This is a genomic window from Bacillus sp. RO1, from assembly GCF_012524115.1.
Classification (GTDB): domain Bacteria; phylum Bacillota; class Bacilli; order Bacillales; family Bacillaceae_I; genus Sutcliffiella_A.
In genome coordinates this window covers 101,252-123,833 of record NZ_JAAZWB010000081.1, presented here as the reverse complement: position 1 = coordinate 123,833, position 22,582 = coordinate 101,252, and the positions used below count along the sequence as shown (strand labels likewise).

Genomic DNA, 22,582 nt, shown 5'->3' with positions numbered 1-22,582 from the left:
TTAGGCGTTTCTTCTTCTGTTGAATAGGAAGATGATTGCGCCTGCTATTGTGAGGAGTGTTCCTAACAATAGGTAGTTGTATAGCGGTGTGGCTGTGTTTGGAAGTTTGGAGCCTTTTTGCTCTTTTTTGTCTTCCTTTTTCACGTCTTTGTCCGCTTTGTTTTTATCTTTTTCTTTATCTTTTGCAGGTGCTTTGTCTTTACCAGGAGTTGTGCCTGGTTGTTCGTTGCTGTCGCCTGGCTCTTCTGTTTCGTCACCTGGTTCTTCTGTTCCGTCACCTGGCTCTTCTGTTCCGTCGCCTGGCTCTTCGGTTCCCTCACCTGGGTCTTCTGTTCCGTCGCCTGGCTCTTCGGTTCCATCGCCTGGCTCTTCGGTTCCATCGCCTGGCTCTTCCGTTCCGTCACCTGGCTCTTCGGTTCCGTCACCTGGCTCTTCTTCTGCTGCTACTGTTTGGAACGTGCTTGTTTGTGTTTCTCCAAGTACTTTTCCGTCGTAGTCAGTTAGTTGAGCAGATACTTCTACGCGGTATTCTGTTCCTGCTTCCAAGCTATTTGTTGGTGTCCATACGAAAGTTTTGGAAAGCTTGATGCTTTCGTCTTCTTCAAAGTAACCGGAGTTTGGTGCTGTTTCACGGTAGCCATTGTAGCCTTCTAATGTGAACGTCCCTTCCACTTCGGAATTATCCTTTGTGTTGAACACTTTAATGTAGTCTTGGATGTTTTCTTCGTTCATCAATCGATCAAATTCCACTGTGACGCTGCTGTCTAGGGCAACATCATGCGTGGAGTCTGTTGGTGTAATCGTTTCTAGGACAGGGTCATAGTTACGCACCATTGGTACATTCAACTCGGTTTCTGCAGGCGGTACTTCGACGATTCGGCTTTCGTATGTGTGATAGCCTTCTTTTGTCCATACTACCTTCCAGAATCCTTCTGGAACATCCCAGCCATAGCGGCCGTCTTTGTCCGTAATTTGTGGGTTCACCTGGCCGCCGAAGAATGCTGCGTTCCAAGATCTCCAAATTTCATCAAAGTTTCTGTCGCGTTCAAATACTTCTGCTGTTACTCCGGATAAGCGGTTGTCCATGCTTCCTTCGAACACATAGCCGGATGGGTCGATTAACACGATGACTTCCATCAATGGCAGACGGATTGTATTTTCGCCTACTGTGTATTCTAATTCAAACATTTGCTCGCCATAGGAGCTCCAAGTACCAGGGATATTTGTCTTGTACACATCTCCTGATTTTTCTAGGGCATATTCTTCTCCAAGGAAAAGGATCTTGCCTTTTTCAATATCCATATCAAAGGCGATTTCCACATCGATTGGTGTGAATTCTACAATGGCGAATGTTGCCACGCCTGTGTTTGGATCTAGCTTGATATCTTGGTTCCATCCTGCATCAATCGTTACATCTTTCACGGTTGGGATTGCTGGGATGTATTTTACGGTGACAGGGCTTGAGTAAGCAGTCTGTTCGCCGTTTTTCACCTTGGCTGTCAGGATGTGTTCGCTATCCACGCCAGCTGTTGTTTGTAGCTGCACATCTGCATACCAGAAGCGTCCTTGTGCAGTTGTTTTGCCAACTAAAACATTTCCATCGTAAATTTCCACTTCTGAACCTGCTTTTGCCGCTCCATATACTTTTACAGTAGATGTTGCAGTTGCTTCAGGTGCCGTCAAGGTGACAAAGTTCACACTTGTCGTCGTGGAAAGGTTCGTTTGGTTTTCTCCGGCTGTGATGCTTGCTGTCGTGACAAAGTTTGCCGCCTGGTAGCTTGCATCCACTGTTGCCTTAAAGGAGATTGTGCCAGCTTCTCCTGCATTTACTTCTGCAAGCGTGACTGTCGTTCTGTCGATTGTGGATCCATCTTTTTTACTTGCTAGGATGGATTCTTCGATCAGGGTCACTCCTGCTGGTAATGCGAAGTCCACTTTGACATTTTCCGCTTTGGCATTGCCATTGTTTTTGTAGTTGATTCTGTATTCTACGGTAGAACCAGCTGTTACGGTTTGCTTGTTCGTGGAGATGCTGTTTCCTTCTCCAGCAAAGCTACCTGTTGCCGGTTTTTCTAGAATAATTGTGTATTCATCTGTTGATGCAGTTACCTCTTTTACTGCTTGCGGCTGGTTGTATGCTTCTGTCTTCAACGTATAGGTAGTGTCAGCTTCGACATTTCTTACTTTGAAGTAACCAGTTGCATCGGTACGCGCCCAATAAGAGCTCCAGCTTGCGCCTTCTTCATAGAGGTACACATATGCTTGGCGTACAGGCTCGCCTTTTTCATTCAACACTTTCCCGTGTACGTATTGCTCTGGGTCCATGACGATGCTGCCGAGATTCAGCGTTTCTCCGTCAAAGTCTGTTGCTTTGATGGAAAGCTGTTTCGTTTGGTAACCAGGCATGTTGATCTCAAGCGTCATGTCTTCCACTGCGATGCCGGAAAGCTTCATTTCGCCTTCTGATTGTGTCTGGCCATAAGCATAAGAAGTGTTTCCGTATGCATAATAGTAAGCTCCTAGTAACGGGTTATTGTTCGCATCGACGATTTTTCCGGTTACTTTTGCCCCTTCGGACAGCTCCACTTCTAATGTGTTGTTTCCTTCAAGGAGCGTGACGTTGTACTCGTCATGCATTTTGTAGTCTGTTGCTTGCAGGCTTAGGTTGTAATCATCGCTTGCAGCAAGTGTACCTAAGGAATACACGCCGTTTTCACCTGTCAGGCTCCAGTCTGTGTAGTAGCCATGATCGTAGCCAAATTGACTGACCATTTTGCTGCTGTACAGAGAGATGTATTCTAGGTTTGTTACAGGGTTTCCTGCTTTATCTGTTACTTTTACTTGTACTTCTGCCGTTTCCATTTCGATCTTTTCTACGAGTAGCTCGATCGGATTGGTGATGTAGTCTCCGTCTTCTGTGATTGTCACTAAGAAGATATCTTCTACATAATCCTGGTGACCGTAAAGTGTGACTTCATATGTTCCAACCGGCAATTTATGCACGCCAGATGGGCCGTTATAGTCACGTAATTTACCATTTGCATTGGTGTAGCCATAGTGGTACTGGTTGTGCGTTGCTGGATCTACGCCGCTAATGGCATAGTAAAGTCCTTGAACGCCCGTTAATGATTTACTGTCTCTTGCTACCAATGTTACGTCTTTATAGTTTTCAGGAGTTTGCATCGTCGTCACTTCCAGAGTAGACGTGTACTCTGTGCCGCTTTGTGTAAACATCGTGAATACTACTTGGTACGTTGTTGCAGGTTGCAGATCTTTTAGTAAAAGTGATGTTGTATCGGCGGAAAGAACGGTTGGTTCGCCGCCATCCACTGTCACTTCAAATCGTTCAATTTCCTCTGTTGGCAGGTTTGTCCACCATTCCAGCCCGATTTCTGTTTCTGTCAGAAGGTATTCATAGCCATAGAATTCTATCGTTTCTTGTTGGCCGTCATAGTGTACCATTACTCCTCTGTCCATAAGTGCCTGGACTATTTCTAGTCCTTCAGAGCCTTGGGAGAAGTCCACTTGGATACCAGTCATATACAGTTCCATCAGTGAAGGAAGGTCCAGTAAAACGGATATGTCCGTGATCGGATTATCCTTCAGCCATAGCGCTTCAAGGTTTTGCATGCCTTTTAATGGCGTGATGTCACTGATATTATTTGTATCCATGTCAAGATACGTTACGTTTGTTAACAGTTCTAAGCTAGCAATATCCGAAATGTTGTTATCCCAAATAACTATGCTTGTTAAGTTTGTTAACTGTGCGATAGGCGAGATGTCTGTAATTTGGTTATGTGCAACATCAAGGCCTTCAAGGTTAACCGCATATTGCAGTCCATCTAGAGATGTGATGCCCATGGATGGAGCATAGAATGTTGTTAATTTTTCCATGTCGCCGGTTGTGATTTGTCGTCCATAGATGTCCAGTTGGAAGCGAATTTGTTCTTCCAGGACGTTGTCTTCGAAGGTAATCGGGTCGCCTTCGCCAGCACCATCGTCTTCACCGTTTGGTGTGACATATAGATAGGCTTGGTCCATAACGTTTCCTTCTCGATCAAGTGCAGCTACTCTAATTTCGTATTCAGTTCCGCTTGTTAGACCGTCTACTGTGTAGAAGTTATCAAATGTGTTCCCATGTAACTGGCCATCTACGAAAATTCCATAGTGATGTGCGGTCAGGTCACCGTAAGTGTCCCAGACTAACTGGACAGAGTTCGCTGTTACTTGTTCTGCATAGAGGTCCAGCCATAGGGTTGGTTCATAAGATGTACTCTCATATAGATAGACTGCATACTCTGATCCGTCTGTCGTAATGAGTTTCACTTCGATATAGTATTCGGTATTTGGAGTGAGATTTTCAAACGAATATGTTGTACTATCTGCATTCAATACAATTGGTTCCTCATCGTCTATGAGGATTTCGAAGTGATTAATTTCCTCCGTTGGGATGTTCGTTGTCCACCATTCAATGGCAATGGAATCTTGTGTGACCATGGCTGTCATGGCTGATATTCCTTTTTCTGCTTCCATTTGGTCATAGAAGACAGCAACGCCGTTGGCTATTAGGGTTTGTATGACCTGGTATGCCGGTGTTCCTTCAGATAGGTCTGCAGGAATTGCATACATTGAAACAAATGTTAATGAATCTAACTCTAACAAAACGGATAAATCTGTTACATCTGTGCTAGAAAAATATAATGTTTCAAGATTGTCCATGTCTTTTAATGGAGTAAGATCGGAAATAGCCGTCTCATCTGCATCTAAGTACGTTAGATTCGTCAGGTTTGTTAAGGACGTAATGTCCGTGATATTGCTATTGCCCCAAATTACAAGATTAATTAGAGTTGTTAAGTCTTTTAAAGGTGTAAGGTCGGTGATGTCATTGAATTTCACATCTAAGTATGCAAGATTTACTGCATGCTGAAGTCCCTCTAAGGATTCAATCCCAAGGTCCCCTGCATCTAGCATTTCTATTTCTTCCATATCGCCTGTTGTCAGGTCTCTGTCGTAGACGTTCAGGACTTCACGAATTTTGTTTTCCAGGTTCGGGTCCTCGATGGTGATTGGGTCCCCTTCGCCTTCTCCTTCGCCGCTTCCGTATGGCGTTACCCAGAATGTGATATCACCTAAGATGTTTTCTGCTTCATCCAAGGCATCTATTCTGATTTTATATTCTTGACCCTCTGTCAGGCCGGTGATTTGGTAAGTATTATCCCACGTATCTCCGTAAAGTACATCGTCAAGGTAAATGTTGAAGCCTGCATAAACAGAAGTTTCCCAGCTGAATTGAACGGAGTCAGCTGTAGTTTCCATACTGATTAAATCCATCCAGAATTCATTGGTTTGGTCTGTTGTGCTTGCTTCTAACTGATGCGTATAATCCATTCCATCGGTTGTAACTAATCGGAATGTGATTGTATACGTCGTATTCGGCTCAAGGCCTGTTATTTCGTAATAGTTTTCTTCCGGTCCGAGCGTAATCGGTTCTCCGCCACTTACAGCAAGCTCCACACGATCAATTTGCTCAAACGGAATAGTTGTCATCCAGTCCACGCCAATGGATGTTGGAGATGTGTAGTTAATGTAACCCATGAATTCAGGCTCATAACCACCAGAACTATAGGAAACATTCACCCCGTTTTCCATAAGGGTCTGTATGATGTCATAGCCTTCTGTTCCTTCAGAGAAATCTACAGCAATTCCTTCGAGATATAGATCGGTTAAGGAAGGCAGTTCAAGTAACAGGGAAATGTCTGTGACTGGGTTATCTTTTAACCACAGGATTTCCAATTTGTCCATATTCTTTAATGCTGTAATGTCGCTGATATTGTTCGTGTCTAGATCCAAGAATGTTAGATTCGTCAATTTTTCCAGACTTGAGATGTCTGCTATTTGATTGTTCCATAGGACGAGATCTGTCAACTGCGTCAACTCCGCCAACGGAGAAACATCTTTAATGTTATTATGGTCTGCGTTTAAAGCCTTTAAATTGGTGGCAAACTGCAGACCTTCCAATGAAGTGATTTCATATCCGGAAATGTTAAGATATTCAGCGTTCTCTAAATCACCGGATGTAATTTGTCTGTTGTGAATGCCAATACTGTTTCTAATCGCTTCTTCCAGATTTGCGTCTTCAAAAGGAATCGGTTCTCCTTCTCCCTCCCCTTCGCCGGAAGATGGATAGACGATGATTCCGCTTGTAGCAAGGTGATTGGAATTTTCGTCATAGGCTTCTAAAACAATTTCGTAGCCTCTATCTTCGGTCAAGCCTTCGACCAAGTATGAGCTTTGGTCACTAAACGTGTCCAAAAGATCACCGTTAAGATAGATTTGGTAGTAGGCTGCTTCTACGTTGCTATCTATAAACCAGCTGACAAGCGCAGAATCAGCGGTTACTTCATCTGTATAAAGCTCCAATACGAAGTAGGGTTCTTCTTGATAATAGACATCTACACCACGATCTAGCAGTTCTTGTACCACTGCCATTTCAGGCGATCCTTCTTCATATGACAGGTCACCAAGATTAAGGATGTTAACATAAGACAGGTTATCTAAAGTTAACAGGACGGAAAGGTCTGAAATTGGGTTGTTTTGTACGTCCAACCATTCCAGGTTTAGTCCTTCTAAAGGTGAAAGATCCGTAATTTGGTTGTATCTTACTGTTAAATCAACGAGTGAGTCTAATTCACTTAATGGTGTAAGATCTGAAATCTCATTTCCATCTAAGAATAGGTATTCTAGGTTTGTCGCGTATTCTAAACCTGATAAGTCTTTTAGTTCAAGGTAACTAGCTTCAATGAACCATAAATAGTCCATATCAGATTGGTACACTTTTCGGTCACCAATCCCAAGTGAATTTTTCACCGCTTGTTCTAAAGCGGAATCAGCAAATGCAATCACATCACCAGAAGGTAAGCTTCTTGTGCTGTAAGTTGCTGTTGCCGTTCCTAGCTCTTCATCATCATGGAAGGCAACAACCTTGATTGCATACTCTGTGTCAGGCTGAAGGTCTGTGAATAGATAAGCCGTATCTTCTGTAGTAGTGACTAATGTATCATTTAGGTAAATTTCATATTCAACCGGATACACCTCTCCAGCATATGCATAGTAGATTCGTATGCTATCTTCGGTGCTGTACTCATGATTGATCCAAACATAATTCTCTTCAAAATCTCCAACGGACACATCTACTCCTCGATTGCGCAGTTCAGAGATGATGCCACTTGCTTCCGAGCCTTCTGACTTGTCCAATTCAGGCGTATTATAAAGGGAAACATATAATAAGTGATCCAATTCAGATAGAACAGTTATGTTGGTAATACTTGTACCATGCAGATATAACGTCTGTAGATTAGTCAATGTTGAAAGTGTAGAAATATCTTCTACTGGGTTATTGCTCAACCATAATGTTTCCAATTGCGTCAAGTTGGCAAGTGGTGTTATGTCATGGATGTTGTTGATCTCAATATCCAAGTACGTTAGCTTTGTTAAGTTCTCCAAAGGAGTGATGTCTGTGATGTTATTGTTGTAAATACTTAGATCTTCAAGATTTACAGCATATTCAAGACCAGTGAGGTCGGTAATGTTTGATCCCATAGCAGTAAACTGCGTTAGCCTCTCCATGTCACTTACATAGATATCTTCGGTTGTGATATCTAGGGCTAATTTTAAATGGTTCGATAAGTTTTCGTCAGGAATATTGACGATTTGTTGTTGTGTGTCAACTGATTCTTGTTGTTCTTGGTTGACTTGTTCGTTTGATTCGTCATTTTCTTTTTCTGTTTCTGTTGGTGGTTCTTCTTGTTCTTCTGCGGGTGGTTCTTCTTGTACTGGTTCTTCTGGTTCTTCTGATGCTTCTTCTTGTTCAGGTTCTTCTTCGACAGCTTGTGCCTTTGGTTCGTAAAGGGACGTGTTGCTGAATAGAAGGGTTTCATTACTAATTGCGCTTAGCGCGTAGTGGATCGTTTCTTCAGGCACAATGGTTACATCTATGTATGTATAAGTTCTGTTCGTGTAGCCCTCTAGTGTCTCCTCTACTAGTAATTCTGGTGTTATGTTTTGTTCGACTCCATTTTTTACTAGAGTGAAGTCGGTGGGAGTTTGACCTTCCGGAGTGATCGCTTGGAAGGTAAGGGTAGTCCCCTCTTCCGTTTCCACTGCCTCTAGTATGGTAAGGCTTGTTTTTTCTGATTCTTCTTTTGTTACCGTTTCAGCTCTTGCGATAGCCGGGCTGAATAGGGAGATTACTAACGTGAAAATAGCAATCAAGTTAATGAACTTACTAGAAAAAGCTTTCAACCAGTATCAACCTCCATTTACATAAAATGTATTTCTTTTTTGGCGCAGTTTCCATTATACTTCTAATCTAGTAATTTGAGAATATAATTTTGGGTTATTTTTCTTGTTTTTTGGGAGTTTTGACTTAATGAGAGGAAGGAAGAGATTAAGTGCGGTAGAGCTTTAGGGCGGGGTCAGTCCCCCGCGGGGGGATTTTATTATTTTTTGGGGTCTTTTTTGGGGGACAGACCCCCAGACCCCTTTGTTGTTGCTTTGGACTTAGTTTTTGGTAATAGAAAAGGAGCTGCCCTGGAATGGGTGCTCCTTTGGTGGTTGTTTGTTTTGGTTGGTTAGGCGTAGCTTTTTCTTGGGAGGCTGTCGATGTGGTCGAGCATGATGCCTGTGCCGATTGCTACGCAGTCCATTGGTTGTTCTGCTACTAGGACTGGTACTTTTAGTTCTTCTGCTAGGAGTTGGTCCATTCCGTGCAAGAGTGCTCCTCCGCCTGTCAGGATGACACCGCGGTCGATGATGTCTGCGGATAGTTCTGGCGGTGTGCGTTCTAGGACGCTTTTTGCTGCTTGCACGATGACTTGAACGGATTCGCGCAGTGCTTCTTCGATCTCGTCGGATTTGACGGTGATCGTTTGCGGCAGCCCGCTTACCATATCGCGTCCGCGGATGTCGATGGATTCGTTGCGGCCGCCAGGGAATACGGTTGCGATTTCGATCTTGATGTTTTCTGCTGTGCGTTCACCGATAAGAAGCTTGTACTTCTTTTTGATGTATTGAAGGATTTCAGCGTCGAATTTGTCGCCGGCCATTTTGATGGAAGAAGCGGTTACAATGTCGCCCATGGAAAGGACTGCTACGTCTGTTGTTCCGCCACCGATATCCACTACCATGTTTCCGCTCGGTTGGAAGATGTCCATGCCTGCTCCGATCGCTGCGACTTTTGGCTCTTCTTCAAGATAGACTTTTTTGCCGCCGCTCTTTTCTGCCGCTTCTCTGATTGCTTTTTGCTCAACGGATGTGATGTTGGTCGGGCAGCAAATAAGGATGCGTGGCTTGGATAGGAAGCCTTTTACGTTCAGTTTTTTGATGAAGTGCTTGAGCATTGCTTCTGTTACTTCGAAGTCTGCGATGACTCCGTCTTTTAGCGGTCGCATCGCAACGATGTTTCCTGGAGTACGCCCGACCATTTTGCGTGCTTCTTCCCCTACCGCCAATACTTTTCCTGTGTTTGTGTCTAGTGCTACTACGGATGGCTCGTTTAAGACGATCCCTTTTCCTTTTACATGGATGAGTACGTTCGCCGTACCCAGGTCAATTCCGATATCCCTTGCAAACATCTTTCTTTTTTCCTCCTTGCATTTATGCTTTTTTGCTGTTGCTTTCGACTTTTTATCTGAATGTTCTTTGTTTGTTTGGTTGCAAATTACTAATGAACACTATCTTTAGTCCTAATTGTATATTCTATCACATTTTACAAAATAAAGGTGAAATTTAACAGTGGTTCTGTGTCATTTTTTTGAGTATTTTGTCGAAAGTAGCTTACGTGTATTTAGACGTTGATTTTCCGATAAAAGTTCGTGCCGATTTGAGGGGAGTTCGTGCCAAAACGCATCAAGTTCGTGCCAAAATCACTTGAGTTCGTGCCAGAAGAACCATAGTTGGTGCCAAAACCATTTTCCACCATCATTTTTTCTAAAAAACCAAAAATACCAGAGCGTTTCCATCGCCCTGGTATTTCTGCTTTATTTTACGGCTTCTTCCTCTTTCTTGTATTTCATCTTGGTTGCTTCGCCGCCCCGTAAATGCCTGATGGATTTATGGTAATCAAGGATTGTTTTGACTTCGTTTGCTAAGTCTGGGTTGATCTCCGGCAGCCTTTCGGTCAAGTCCTTGTGGACAGTACTTTTGGAAACGCCAAACTCTTTCGCTATCACGCGAACTGTTTTCTTTGTCTCCACGATATACTTTCCAATCTTGATAGTTCTCTCTTTGATGTAATCGTGCACACCACTCGCCCTCCCTAAATTGTGGATGTTGAGAAGTGTGAAATGAGACCCGCTTATACCGATGTAACGAAGTGCATATATTTATAGTTGTATAGGAAACAAAAGTAGGATGGCTGGTGTAATTCTTCGAGACAATCTACGATCCCTCACCTCAAACACTCTCTTTGTATGTTTGGTTTGTATCAGTTTATTAGCTTGATTGGTTGTTTATGCCAACAATGTCAAGAGGGACAAGGCTTTTGTTTGATTTTTTTGAAAATGGAGCCGTTTTAAGTATCCAAGTGCTATAATTGGTTCGAAAAACCAATATTTAGGGGGGCCTTGTCATAAATAGATTATTCATACCGTTGTGTTGTTCATTTTTGTTTCTCGCGGGTTGTCAGGGTGGTTCTAGTGAGGTGGTTCCAGTAGCGGGAAAGGAAACTATCTTAGAGGAGGATGTTCCTTTGACCGATAATTGGCATGGTGATTGGTTTACTGCTTCCGAACCAGCCATTGTTGGGCAATTAACTACATATGATGAAACGGAGGAAGGCTTTTCTTTTAATATAAAAGTTTCTAATAATGATCCTACTCCAAAATCTGAGGATTCTTCCGAATTTTTCGTTTCAGTAAAGAGTTTAGGCGGATACGCGAAAAAGGATGGAAACGTTGCAGTTTTTCAAAAAAAAGATAATGGCTGTGTGCTCACTTTTCAAATGGGTGCAGAAGGTATAGAAGTGAAAGAGGCGGAGGAGTGTGCGGATCCGGAGCTTTCGGTCGACTTTAACCATTCCTTTACCCCTGCTGAAACCTTTGTGATAGATGAACATTTCTTAGAAAGTATAAAAGAAGGAAAGTTTACTCCAGATGGCTATAGTATCGGAACACCGATTATGACAATCGTCAATGAACTGGGTGAACCAGATGCTTATATCCAGCGAAATGAAGCCCTTTATTATACATATTCCCAAACGGGCTACGGCACAGCTGCAGGCGAAAATACCGTCGGATTGCTAACAGTGATTGCACCTGAACAACTGACACCAGATGATGTTGAGAAGCTAATGGGTGAACCGGAACAAGAAGGACTAAACGAAATGGAAGGTTTATATTTTTATTACTACACGATTGACGATAAATATGAGCTGTATTTCGAGTTCCTACCAGAAGAAAAAACGTTATTACGCTTCCACTTACGGGAGTTAAAGCTGATGTAGTCCAAAAATACAGCTTGCAAAAAATTCAAGATAATATTGTGATGATATTCTACATTTAAGAATACAGCACCCTTTTTCCTATTCTCCAATCATTAGAGGTATAGTCGTAGTTTTGTCGAATAGTCTAGTAAAGGATTAGATTGCGATGGGAGTGTTGTGGCATGGGTTTGGAAGCCAAGTTGACGTATTCTGAAAGTGGTCCGGATTCTGTGATGTTGCATTTTGTTGTAGAAAATACTGGCGATGTTCCGGAAAAGGTAACGTTCCGTAGCGGGCAGCGGTATGACTATATCTTGTATAGGGATGGCGTGCGGATCGAACAATTTTCAGAGGGAAAAATGTTCACGATGATCTATGAGGAAATTATGGTTGATCCGGGGCAGGAATTGAGCTTTGATATCCCGTTGAAAAATCTGCAGCCTGGTCATCATAAGGTGATTGTGGTATTGGCTGATTCAGATTGGCCTGGGGTTAGGGATCGGTTGGAATTTGATATATAGGTGTATGGGACCTGTCTTGAAGATGGGGACGGTTCTTTTGGACCGTCCCCTTTTATCTTTTCATGAGATTTTTTTTGCTCGTACTGTTGAATGATGGTGCATTTTGTTGTGGTTCAGTAGGGTGTTCAGACGTTTGTTCAATGGTTTCTCAACAAATTGGTAAGCTAGCAGCCCTCCTGTCGTTGCTAGCAGAAGGATTGCTACCATGGTCAGGTCCCAACCGATGACCTCTTGTATTTTTGCATTTTCGATGAAGAGGATGATGAATAGCATGAGAAATAAACTATGGGTCAGGAAAATAGAGAATGATGCTTTTCCAATATAGTCGAGCAACTTGTTAACTTTTGTTTTTTGATTGAGATCAATGGACCCTAAACCAGCCACAAGAAAGCATGAGCTGATGCCGTATAGAAGTGGTCGAATCGTACCCTCTTCAATATTTAGGAATTGATAGGTGTTGTTTGTCCAGATTAACAGGAATGCGGCAATTCCAATGATGGTTAGGGCCCCTCCTATTAGGTGGTTTATGTTGACGCGTGATGATGTTAGGGAAAAAGCCACGATAGCACCGAGCCAAATGGTCAGGTTGCTGACATTTAGCATAGTAGCTACCAATATATTTTCAGGGTAAAAGTCGATGAAGTAGCACGTGATGATGGTTGTAAGGTAGGTTGCGATGGTTAGCCTTCCTATAGCTGGTTTGAACAATAGCAAGGTGAACATTAAATAGAAGAAAAAAATGTGTTTCAATGACCATGCGACTGTCAGAATGGGATCATCTGATAGGAGAAATAAGGATTGTATGACATATGACAGACTGAATTGTTCGCCGAAATATGGAAATATGAGCAGTATTGATAGTACTCCAAAGGTTGTGAGCCAATAATACGGGATGATCCGTGTGATGCGTTTTAGAAGAAAGGTGCCCGCGTGTCCGGACTCCCCTATTTTGTGTTTGTATAGATAAGCAATCATGAACCCACTAATGACAAAGAACATATCCACCCCGCCTGTCCTCCCCCACTCGCCCATGCCGAACCAGTCCTGGGCATATCTTTTGAAGAGAAGTCCGTTGAGATGGCCTAGCATGACGAAAAGGATGGCGACTGCACGAAGTAGTTGGATTAGGTGGAGTTGTTGAGTTTTTACCCTTTTCATGAGATTTGCCGCTCCTTTTAGGTTAAGTTTGGAGATGTTTTTTGTTCTTTATTGAGAACATTATAGCATGTATTTAAAAATTCGGGTAAAGTTATTTTTAATTTTGTATTATTTTTCTTGAACGAATGACAACATTTAATTAGTTCCTAAATTCAACAAATCCCCCCATGTCTGCACTCCACGGTCATGGCAGATCTGGAGCAGTTCGGTAAATAGATAGGCAGTGGTCATGGCGTCACCCAGGGCGGAATGGCGTTGGTAGATTCTTGTACCAAAATCTCGGGCGTATTTTTCAAGGTCGCGCATGTCGTAGCTAGGGGCGATATAGCCGATAAGGTCCAGTGTATCAAGGGATTTAGGGTTTTTCCATTTCATGTTGTTGCGTTTTAGTTCTGCTTGTATCGCATGCATATCAAATGCGACATAGTGGCCGACATAGCAGACTGATGTTTGGTTGGCGATGTTGGTCAGCTTGGTGATGGCTTCTAGTGCTTGTGGCGCTTGGTTTGTTTGGTTGTGAGTTATACCGGTTAGGTCGGTAATTTCCCGAGGAATTTGTCGATTCGGGTTGATGTATGTTTGATAGGCGCTGTCATCGATGACTTGGAGGTTCTTTATTTTCACCGCGCCAAGTTCTATTAGTCTGTCATCCCTGGCCACGTTGAAGCCTGTTGTTTCTGTATCGAATACAGTGAATTCGAGTTTGTCGACAGGTGTGGAAAGCAGGATATTTTCTGCTAAATTGCTCGGGAAATAATGCTTTTTTGCGAATGAGAACATATTTTGTAGGCACCTCCTTTTTGGCGGTTTCGCTCCACGTTTAATAATAGGAAAGCATGTGGTTTTGAAGCTCTTTAATGAGTCGAATGCTTAGCATCAGCTCTTCTTTTTCACGGGTAGAGAGGGTGGTCAGTGTTAAGGTTGATGTGAGCTCTTCCCCTCTTTGGTGTTGGTTGTATCGATTGCGGACGTAATAGTTTAGGATGGTACTGATCGATGCTTTGAGATCCTTTTGGAAGTTTTCCGAGAGGATCTTTTTTTGGTGGAGCTGGTCTATTTTGTCAATTGGTGTGCCGTATGTGACTCCATGCATGAGTGCAAGAATCTGTAGGCTGTGGTGATATGGAAAAAGAACTTCTTTTTTCAGGTCTAGTTGTTTTTTGTTACGGCGGAATATAGACCTGAGTGGTTGTTCCAAGGTTGGGATTGGATTTTCCCTTTCGAGTTGGGACAGCCGATATAGAAAGATTTTGGCTCGGTCTAGTGAGTTGATTATTTTTTGTTGAAACTGATAGTGCAGGTCGTTGTCTCCGAAGATATAGCGATATGAGAAAAAATTTTGAGCTAATAGCAAGCGGTCATTGGTGGCATTTAGTGTCCATTCATGGATGCGGGACCCCCATTGTTGGAGTGTGCCGCGCCAGATCGGGTTAGATGCCATCATATCGCCCTTGCATCGTTTGTATCCGGCGATTTCCAGGTTTGCGACGATTTTTTCTGCTAGATCTGTGAAGTATCGGGTGGCGATATGGTCGCTATGAGTATCTGATTTTTTGTTTGTATCGTCCTCATAGACTAGGAAATGGTCCTGATCGGTGAGGAGGAACTGTTCTTTTCTCGCCCCACTTCCCATGAGATAGAAACAGAATTTTGTAGGAGGTTCGGTTGACATTTCTTTTATGGATAGCTCTATACAACGATGAACCAGTTGGTCGTATAGGGTGTTCATGACTTCAAGCGTGTGGATGATCGGGACTTGTTGTTGAAGCATGGTGTTGAGGGTTGCGTAAAGATTTTGTTTGGCTTGTGCCAGATTTTCTTTGGCGATGTTTTTTAGTGTTTCTGTATTTTGAAGTATATCGGTTGGTTGTTTGGCTTGGAGCAGGTCTTGCAATGTGACGATTCCTGCCAGCCGGTTGTCTTCTGTTGTGACTGGCAGATGTTTGATGCCGTTTAGAATCATGGTAGTAAGTGCTTCGTAGTAGTAGGCGGTACTTGGGATGGTAATCGGTTTTTCGGTCATGATGGTATGAACTTGTTCTTGGGTGCCCTTGCTGCCGGTGATGACGCGATGGAGGAAGTCGCTTATTGTGATGATTCCATGAATTATGTTGTTATCTACTATTACAGCGGCTGTTTTAGTGTTGTTTCGGGACAAATTTTCTGCTAAGGATTGGATGGTGTCGGTTGTGTTGGCTTGAACTGTAGACTTGGCTGGTTGCATGAAATCTTGGACCCGGAGAACGGTCTGATCGCTTACTGGATTAATGGTGGTGTTCATATTGATTTGTTCGGCAAGCGAATGGTATACGTCGTGCAGTCTGGAGCTGACCTGGTCTAAAAGAAAATCACGGATGCCTGGCTCGGACCATCTTTCTTTTAACACAGTGAATGGAATAAAAAGTGCCTCTAGGTCATCAATTGCGCGGACTTGGATGAGGGATGGATAAGGTTGTAGCTGCGTCTTTGAGACCTGGTCCGGATACAAGGGTATCTTAGGATCTATTTGTATGTTTTGTGGGAAATGGTTGGAAAGAAAGTGATGGACGTTGGACAGACCGATGAGTTCGTTAGGTTTGATGATTTCGAGGACTTCTTCTCTAGATTTTTGAGATGGTATATATACTTCTGCCATGCCGGAAAGCACGAAAAAGACGCCTTCACGGTTGTCTGCGGCATGAAGGATGATGTCATCTTGATTGTAATGGAAGATTTCGCATTGGTTGTTAATTTTGATTGCCTGGGCTTGTGTCAGGTTTTTGGTTAGGAGGTGCAACATGTTGGTGGCTCCTTTTTGGTAAGGAAGAGAGCGACGTGCTTTAACGCCGCTCCTCCCTGCTACTTATTTTAGTTGTCGATCCAGACGTTCCCATCTTTATATGACATTTGTTCTGGATAACGAAGGTCGACTACTTCATCTTGAATTTTTTGTGATGGTGCTTTTGTTCGTAGCGATACGACAATGATGGTGATGATGGCTGCAGTCGCTCCGAAGACACCCGCTCCTGTGTCGATAATGCCAAGAACAGTGAAGCCGCCGTATTTTGCTGCGAAAATATAGGATAGCGTGACGGCAAGTCCGACAAGCATCCCTGCGATGACTCCCTGTGCGTTGGCACGTTTCCACCATACTCCAAGGAGAAGTGCCGGGAAGAAGGTTCCGGAAGCGAGCGCGAATGCCCATGCGACGATCTGGGTGATGGCCCCTGGTGGGTTCAACGCTACAAGACCCGCCAGAACGGTTGCGGTGACAATGGTGACACGGCCTACCATTAGACGGTTTTTATCGGTTGCATTCGGTCTCATGACACGGTAGTAAATATCATGGGCAAATGAGGACGAAATGGCAATCATCAGTCCTCCTGCTGTGGATAGAGCTGCTGCCATAGCGCCTGCCGCTACGAGTCCGATGACAAAGACACCAAGGTTGGCGATTTCCGGTGTGGCCATAACGACGATGTCATTTGCGATGATGAGTTCGGTCCATTGCAGGATACCATCCCCATTTGTATCAGCAAGCTGAAGTTTTCCTGTGTTGACCCAGGATTGCGTCCATGCCGGAAGCTGGTCGATCGGGCTTCCTGCTACTTGTTTCATCAGGATGAAGCGTGAAAATGCTGCATATGCCGGTGCCGACAGATATAGAAGACCGATGAAAAGTAGGGCCCATGCTCCTGACCAGCGAGCTGCTTTCATAGTCGAAACGGTGTAGAAACGTACGATTACGTGTGGCAGACCTGCTGTTCCCGCCATCAGTGTAAACATGAGTGCCAGGAACTGCCATTTGGTGCCGTTTGTGAAAGGTGCAAAGTATTCGGATAAACCGAGTTCACGGTCGAGAGCCCCAAGTTCGTTGACAAGGTTTCCGTAGGTTAGCCATGGTAATGGATTGTTTGTCAGTTGCAGGGACATGAATATTACCGGAACTAGGTAAGCAATGATCAGGATGATGTACTGTGCCACCTGTGTCCAGGTAATCCCCTTCATCCCACCGAATGCGGCGTAGAATGCAATTAGGACTACCCCTATCAAGGTGCCTATTCTTGCGTCTACTTCTAGCAAGCGGCCGATTACTACTCCGGAGCCGGAAAGTTGGCCGATGGAGTAGGTGAAGCTGATGATGATGGTACAGATTGCTGCGATGACGCGGGCAGTGTGGCTGTCAAAGCGATCACCGATGAATTCTGGCACGGTGTACCGGCCGTATTTTCTCAGTTGTGGTGCAAGAAGGAAGGTAAGGAGCAGGTAACCGCCTGTCCATCCCATTATGTAGGCAAGTCCGTCGTATCCAAGTAGCATGATGGTCCCGGCAAGTCCGATGAATGAGGCTGCACTCATCCAGTCAGCGCCGATGGCCATTCCGTTGAAAATCGGTGGAACGCCGCGGCCTGCTACGTAGAAGTCGGAGGTTTGGCGTGCTTTATTGTAGATGGCAATTCCGATATAGAGTCCGAATGTGATCAGGATCAGGGTGAGTGAGACGATAAACTGATTATCCAAACGTTGGGCCCCCTTTGGGTTTAGTGAGGTTTCTATTTTCAATGGTCTGTGAGGTTCTGTGAAGAGTCAGCTTGTGTGAGTTTTGGTAGGAGTCTTTGGTGTGGTGTGTATAGGTTAGTTTAATGATCTAGTGTTTTGCCTGCGCTTAGGACTTCGTTGGCCTTTTCATCAATACCATATTTTGCGTCGATTTTGTCGCTGATTTTGGCATTGACGAATAATAGAATGATAAAGACAATAATTGATCCTTGTGCGCCCATGAAGTAATGGAACGGGAAGCCTCCGAAAATAGTGAATTGCAGGGATTCGGCAAACAGGACAATGCCAAATGAAACGCCAAGCCAAATAGCTAAATAAATGAAGATGAACTTGTTCTTCTCACGAAAATAAGCATCAGCAACGGACTTCTCGATTTTTTTCAAAGGTTAGCCTCCTTTTGGTTTTGGAGTGGGGTTCGACGCGGTTGGCGAAATTCCTGCCGGGGTCTGACCCCTTTTGGGTTAAAATTTTTCAGACGTTGGTTAACATCGTTATCTTAGGCTGAAGATGAATTTGATGGTGTCGAGGAAGGGTGCTGGTACTAGGGCGATTTCCACGACGGCGTAGGTGATTAGGGTTGCTATTGGGACTGATAGTAGGAATGGCTTTTGTTTTTTGATTGCTAGAAAGATGCTGGTGACGGTGATGATTAGAAATAGGTAGAATAATAGCATGTCGTGTTTGCCTCCTTTTTGTAAGCGCTTTAGTTTTTTGTGTCGAATCTACCTCCTTTTTCTGTTTTGTTTATTCTGTATTAAGACAGAATTTTATAATAATTCTAATAATTAGATTATGGTATATGGGTGGTTTCAAGTCAACTGTTTGTTTTTGAATAGAAATCTACATTTTTCGAGCGTTGGATTTTGGTGTGTATTAGTACAATAGTTTTTTGGTTAAATAGTGGTGGTTTTTTGAAAAATTATGTAAATTTGTTAAAACTATCGGTATAATAAAGTAGCAATCTTTTTATTCGTCCAAAAAATGCTTGGAGGTTTTACTGTGAGAAAATTTTTAGCTATCCTTCTTGGGAGTGCTATCATTTTAAGTTTTTCTGTGATAAGTTACGCTGAGACGGAGATAAAGCTTAATTTAATTACACCTAATAACGAGGATGATCCTGATCCAGAGCCTAAGCCTGAACCCAAGCCAGAACCTAAGCCGGAGCCCAAGCCGGAACCAGAGCCAGAACCTAAGCCGGAACCTGAGCCAGAACCCGAGCCGGAACCCAAGCCGGAACCTAATCCGGAGCCTAAGCCAGAACCTGAGCCAGAACCTGAGCCAGAACCCAAGCCGGAACCTGAGCCTATTAAGCCGAAAGAACCCATTTCTCCTCCTTCTACTCCGATAGAGCCTGCTGAACCTGTTATCGAGGAAGAGGAAGTGCTGGAAGTGGTTGATCAGGAGAAGCCTCTTGATCATGATGGTATTAGAGATGTTCTGATAGACTGGAGATTTGAATTTGATTCTTTATATATACCAGTTGTGTATGATTTGCTGGGCTATTATTACGAAGAGGATGGAGCCATTATTGAGCTTGATCATTTGACTAAATCGCAGCTTACCGAGCTGTATGAGTTTTTACATAGTGAAGAGGCTTTAGCAGGGACAAGCTATGATCCTATGCGCGAAGCGGTTCGCGATTATTTAGAGAGCGCAGTGGAAACAGAGGCGATTGGAAGCTAACAGATTTAGAATTATAGAAAACACCATTACTCATTCGTTTGAGTAATGGTGTTTTGTTTTAGTTAGAATCTTTGTATACAGGGTAATCAAAAGTAAAAACGTTATCCGTTTCTATAACTTGGTACATACCAGCAAGAATCTTCACTTGGCTGTCCGCCCACGCGATGTCTGTAGCGTATTGATTTCTACCTTCTATTCCTGTAAATCCAGGATTCCATCTCATTTTATATAGTGTGTCTTGTTTGAATTCTGGATTATAGACATACTGCTCTGAAGCATATTTTGCGCCGCCAATAATTGCTTCTTCTGGACTGAACCATTCCTTTTTATAAGCAAATTCCGCTCCGCAGTCCTGTGATCTTCCAAGTTCGCATCTGTCGTTTGCTCCAACTCCGAACATGTTATAGACCGTTCTCGGTTCAACAGCTTTACCATCTACTTCAGTAACTAACATTCCTTGAGCAAGTTCTGAAGTACCACGTCCCGTTTCAAGGATTGCATGGGAGATAAGGTATAGCTCGTTTATTTGATATCTCTTTGCTGCTTGCACAAAGGCTTTTCCTTTACCAAGAAATATATTTTCATCTTCAAGGTAGTCATTCAAGTCATTGTAATCCGTATTAGCCGGCTTTGATAGTACCAGGAATTGGAGGTTGTCTTCCTGATAATTTTCAGGATTCAATTTCGATAATGTGTCTTCCTCTTTTGCGTTGATGTACTTCGGAAAGACTTTGTACCATCTATAGCCATCTTCATCTACTGCTGAGTCCAATCCAATTACTTCAACTTTTTCGCCGTTTAGGAGATAACCATACGATTCAGCGTATTTGTTAGGTTCATCTCTAAAATTAAACCCCTCTGTTTCCGGAGAATTAACAGTACCAACATCCCCATTCACATCAAGACCATCTTCTCTCATATAGTAGTGGCTTTGATATTTCTCTTCTGTTTGTGGTTTTGGGAACAATTTGTACTGGACTTCAAGCATTTGTTCGAGCGTCATATCGTATGGTGTTGTTTTGTATGTTGCGCCTTCTTGGGTTGCTGATTTATGTACATAGCCCAGTCTTCCGGCAAAGTCCACTTCATACCATGTAGAGCTATAATCACGGATAATTGGGTAGCTTTCTCCGAATCTGATGGATCCGAATGGCAGCAGTTTTCCTGTTGAGTTGTCATAGACTGTCAGGTTATCTATTGTGTAAAACTTTCTGTCAGCGTTTTCCTTGCCAGGGTTTTGTTTTGGTACTGCACTGCTTGTAGAAACCGTTGTCGCTTCTTTCCATACATATCCGTAACCGTTTCCGTATTTGATACGGTGCCAGCTGTTGCCGTAGTCGCTCACTCTTTTGTAGGATTGGCCTTTGATTAGATGCCCCACTGGTAATAAGGCACCGGTGCTGTTGCTGTAGACGGTTACTCTGTCTTGGATGACTTGGAAGTATTCGTCTGCAGCTTTGAATTCTTGTCTGGTTGCAGGTTTATAGATGCTTGCAATTCTGCCGCCAACATCCACTTTGATCCAACTACTAGTTTGGGAGATGATAGGATATCTTGTCCCTTTTAGCATGGTTCCCATTAGAATTAGAGAGCCGGTGCTGTTATCGTAGAGGCTGACATCTGATGTTGTCACGATATAAGTAGATGAGTTTTTCAAATCTTTGTTTTCATTCTTAATTTTTGATGAATCTGATGGCTCTGTATTGGTTTTGGAAACAAAGGCATAGCCGTCTCCAAATTTGATGCGGTGATAGCCATTCTGCTCATCTACCCTTGGAAAAATTTGGCCTTTTGACAAATATCCTACAACTTTAGCATTGCTTTGGCCATTTTCAAGTATAGGCGCATTGCTACCTGTTACTTCGAAGTACTTGTCTGATGGCTGAAAAGTTGTTTTGGTAGCAGGCTTGTACACATATCCGATTCGCCCGGCCACATCAACTTTTACCCAGCTGCTGCTGAAGTCTCCGATAATTGGGTATGTGATACCTTTAAACAAGGAGGCAAAAGATACTAGTGAACCGGATGTATTATCATAGACACTGATGGTATCAATCGTTTCAATGAATCTTCCGCTGTTGGTCTCACCAGTATTTAAATTTTTGATGAGGTTGATTTTTTCCTGTGTTGCAGGGATGGTAGATGCTTTCCATACAAACCCATATCCGTTGCCATATTTAATTTTGTGCCAGCTTCCATAGTCACTGACCCTAGGGAATACTTGTCCTTTGTTCAAGTAACCGACATGTACTAGTTTGCCTGAGCTGTTATCGTAGACAGATAGTCTGTCTGCTGCTTCAAAGTACTTGTCAGAAGAGGTGAAGCTTGTTGTTGCAAGTACTTCAGTCGTGTCGCTTCCTTCCTCTTCAACTGTTTCAAGCGTTTTGTTTTTGTCTGTACTAGGTTTAGCAGTAGCTTCAGTCGCTTCATCTGCGGGTTGTTCTGTACTTGTTTCTGGAGCTTCATCGTTTTCTTCTACGTTGGCTGTTTCCTCTACCGTAGTTGTCTCTTCAGATTCTTCCAGTGTTTCTTCTACTGTCTCGTTTTCAGATGCTTCTTCCACCATTTTGACATCAGTAGAATTTATGTAACCTTCCGTTGTCCCAACGAATACTTGGTATCCTTCCTCCGTTTGGGCGTGAAAGTCAATGGTTACATCCTTTTCGAGGGTAGCCAAGACTACCTCTTTTTCCTCAACATTTAAAATTGTCACTTCAGAGGTTGTGAGAAGAGTTCCAACACGCTCAGCTTCGATATTCTCTTCCACTTCTACTTCCTCAAAAGAAGATGTTACTAGTTGAACCACTTCTTTGTTCCATAAAGTGAGGAGCTCTTCTCCCTGGTGCGTTACTTTTAGAACGATGCCTTTTGACAATGTGACTAATTTCTCTTGGCTTTTCATGTCAACCAATGTAGCTTCTTCTAGTAGCTCCACATAAAAACCGTTTTCTTTTATGTACTCGGCTTTTACTGCTTCGGCAAATGTAGGTGTCACTAGAGTAGTAAACAACAACAAACCGATTAAACTACTAGAGAAGAATTTACCTAGTCTCCTCAAAAAAAATCCCCCTTTTTTACGAATCTATCTTTTTTTCTTGTTTCATCATACCATTTGTTTACAAATATTTTAATAGTTTCCTAAAGTTTAATTTTCCAAAAAAATCCCCGAGCCTTTTTGGTTGCTCGGGGGCTTTTGTAAGAA

13 protein-coding genes are annotated in these 22,582 nt (G+C 43.2%); 3 read left to right on the top strand and 10 right to left on the bottom strand.

Annotation, left to right across the window (positions count from 1 at the left end; all coding sequences use genetic code 11):
• From HC179_RS14040 to spoIIID, 3 genes are all read right to left on the bottom strand, one after another.
• On the bottom strand, positions 1 to 8,301 hold the full coding sequence (locus HC179_RS14040) for a leucine-rich repeat domain-containing protein (RefSeq protein WP_168864862.1): 8,301 nt from the start codon (positions 8,299 to 8,301) through the stop codon (positions 1 to 3).
• A 329-nt stretch (positions 8,302 to 8,630) separates the two neighbouring features.
• Positions 8,631 to 9,632, bottom strand: coding sequence for a rod shape-determining protein (gene mreB / locus HC179_RS14035; RefSeq protein ID WP_168864861.1), 1,002 nt, complete (start codon positions 9,630 to 9,632; stop codon positions 8,631 to 8,633).
• Positions 9,633 to 10,037: 405 nt separating this feature from the next.
• Positions 10,038 to 10,301, bottom strand: coding sequence for a sporulation transcriptional regulator SpoIIID (gene spoIIID / locus HC179_RS14030; RefSeq protein WP_010200304.1), 264 nt, complete (start codon positions 10,299 to 10,301; stop codon positions 10,038 to 10,040).
• Positions 10,302 to 10,747: 446 nt separating this feature from the next.
• On the opposite strand from spoIIID, the gene HC179_RS14025 reads away from it, so the two are divergent.
• Together HC179_RS14025 and HC179_RS14020 are read left to right on the top strand one after the other, a co-directional pair.
• On the top strand, positions 10,748 to 11,500 hold the full coding sequence (locus tag HC179_RS14025) for a DUF4309 domain-containing protein (RefSeq protein WP_168864860.1): 753 nt from the start codon (positions 10,748 to 10,750) through the stop codon (positions 11,498 to 11,500).
• A 161-nt stretch (positions 11,501 to 11,661) separates the two neighbouring features.
• Entirely contained in the window at positions 11,662 to 12,000 is a 339-nt protein-coding gene (locus HC179_RS14020) for a BsuPI-related putative proteinase inhibitor (protein WP_168864859.1), read from the top strand.
• A 60-nt stretch (positions 12,001 to 12,060) separates the two neighbouring features.
• Here the strand turns inward: HC179_RS14020 and HC179_RS14015 are convergent, their stop codons facing one another.
• The 6 genes from HC179_RS14015 to HC179_RS13990 form a co-directional block, all read right to left on the bottom strand.
• Positions 12,061 to 13,158, bottom strand: coding sequence for an acyltransferase family protein (locus HC179_RS14015; protein WP_168864858.1), 1,098 nt, complete (start codon positions 13,156 to 13,158; stop codon positions 12,061 to 12,063).
• Between the two features lie 135 nt (positions 13,159 to 13,293).
• Positions 13,294 to 13,938 carry a 3'-5' exonuclease gene (locus tag HC179_RS14010; RefSeq protein ID WP_168864857.1) on the bottom strand — a complete coding sequence of 215 codons (645 nt, stop codon included), beginning with the start codon at positions 13,936 to 13,938 and terminating at the stop codon, positions 13,294 to 13,296.
• 40 nt (positions 13,939 to 13,978) lie between these two features.
• Positions 13,979 to 15,937 carry a DUF294 nucleotidyltransferase-like domain-containing protein gene (locus HC179_RS14005; RefSeq protein ID WP_168864856.1) on the bottom strand — a complete coding sequence of 653 codons (1,959 nt, stop codon included), beginning with the start codon at positions 15,935 to 15,937 and terminating at the stop codon, positions 13,979 to 13,981.
• A 68-nt stretch (positions 15,938 to 16,005) separates the two neighbouring features.
• Entirely contained in the window at positions 16,006 to 17,658 is a 1,653-nt protein-coding gene (locus tag HC179_RS14000) for a sodium:solute symporter family protein (RefSeq protein WP_168864855.1), read from the bottom strand.
• A 119-nt stretch (positions 17,659 to 17,777) separates the two neighbouring features.
• The gene (locus HC179_RS13995; protein ID WP_168864854.1) at positions 17,778 to 18,080 is read right to left on the bottom strand and encodes a DUF4212 domain-containing protein; all 303 of its coding nucleotides are present in this window, start codon (positions 18,078 to 18,080) and stop codon (positions 17,778 to 17,780) included.
• A gap of 108 nt (positions 18,081 to 18,188) precedes the next feature.
• Positions 18,189 to 18,371 carry a hypothetical protein gene (locus HC179_RS13990; protein WP_168864853.1) on the bottom strand — a complete coding sequence of 61 codons (183 nt, stop codon included), beginning with the start codon at positions 18,369 to 18,371 and terminating at the stop codon, positions 18,189 to 18,191.
• A gap of 325 nt (positions 18,372 to 18,696) precedes the next feature.
• Between HC179_RS13990 and HC179_RS20900 the strand changes: the two genes are divergently transcribed.
• Positions 18,697 to 19,380, top strand: a complete 684-nt coding sequence (locus HC179_RS20900; protein WP_205825328.1) for a hypothetical protein — start codon at positions 18,697 to 18,699, stop codon at positions 19,378 to 19,380.
• Between the two features lie 58 nt (positions 19,381 to 19,438).
• Here HC179_RS20900 and HC179_RS13980 read toward each other — a convergent pair whose 3' ends face one another.
• A complete protein-coding gene (locus HC179_RS13980; protein WP_168864852.1) occupies positions 19,439 to 22,438 on the bottom strand; it encodes a glucosaminidase domain-containing protein in 3,000 nt (999 codons plus the stop codon).
• Between the last annotated feature and the right edge of the window lie 144 nt (positions 22,439 to 22,582).

Coding starts and splice junctions, on each gene's coding strand:
- mreB (WP_168864861.1), bottom strand. CDS start 9,632: ATGTTTGCAAGGGATATCGGAATTGACCTGGGTACGGCGAACGTACTC.
- HC179_RS14020 (WP_168864859.1), top strand. CDS start 11,662: ATGGGTTTGGAAGCCAAGTTGACGTATTCTGAAAGTGGTCCGGATTCT.
- HC179_RS14015 (WP_168864858.1), bottom strand. CDS start 13,158: ATGAAAAGGGTAAAAACTCAACAACTCCACCTAATCCAACTACTTCGT.
- HC179_RS14010 (WP_168864857.1), bottom strand. CDS start 13,938: ATGTTCTCATTCGCAAAAAAGCATTATTTCCCGAGCAATTTAGCAGAA.
- HC179_RS14005 (WP_168864856.1), bottom strand. CDS start 15,937: ATGTTGCACCTCCTAACCAAAAACCTGACACAAGCCCAGGCAATCAAA.
- HC179_RS13990 (WP_168864853.1), bottom strand. CDS start 18,371: ATGCTATTATTCTACCTATTTCTAATCATCACCGTCACCAGCATCTTT.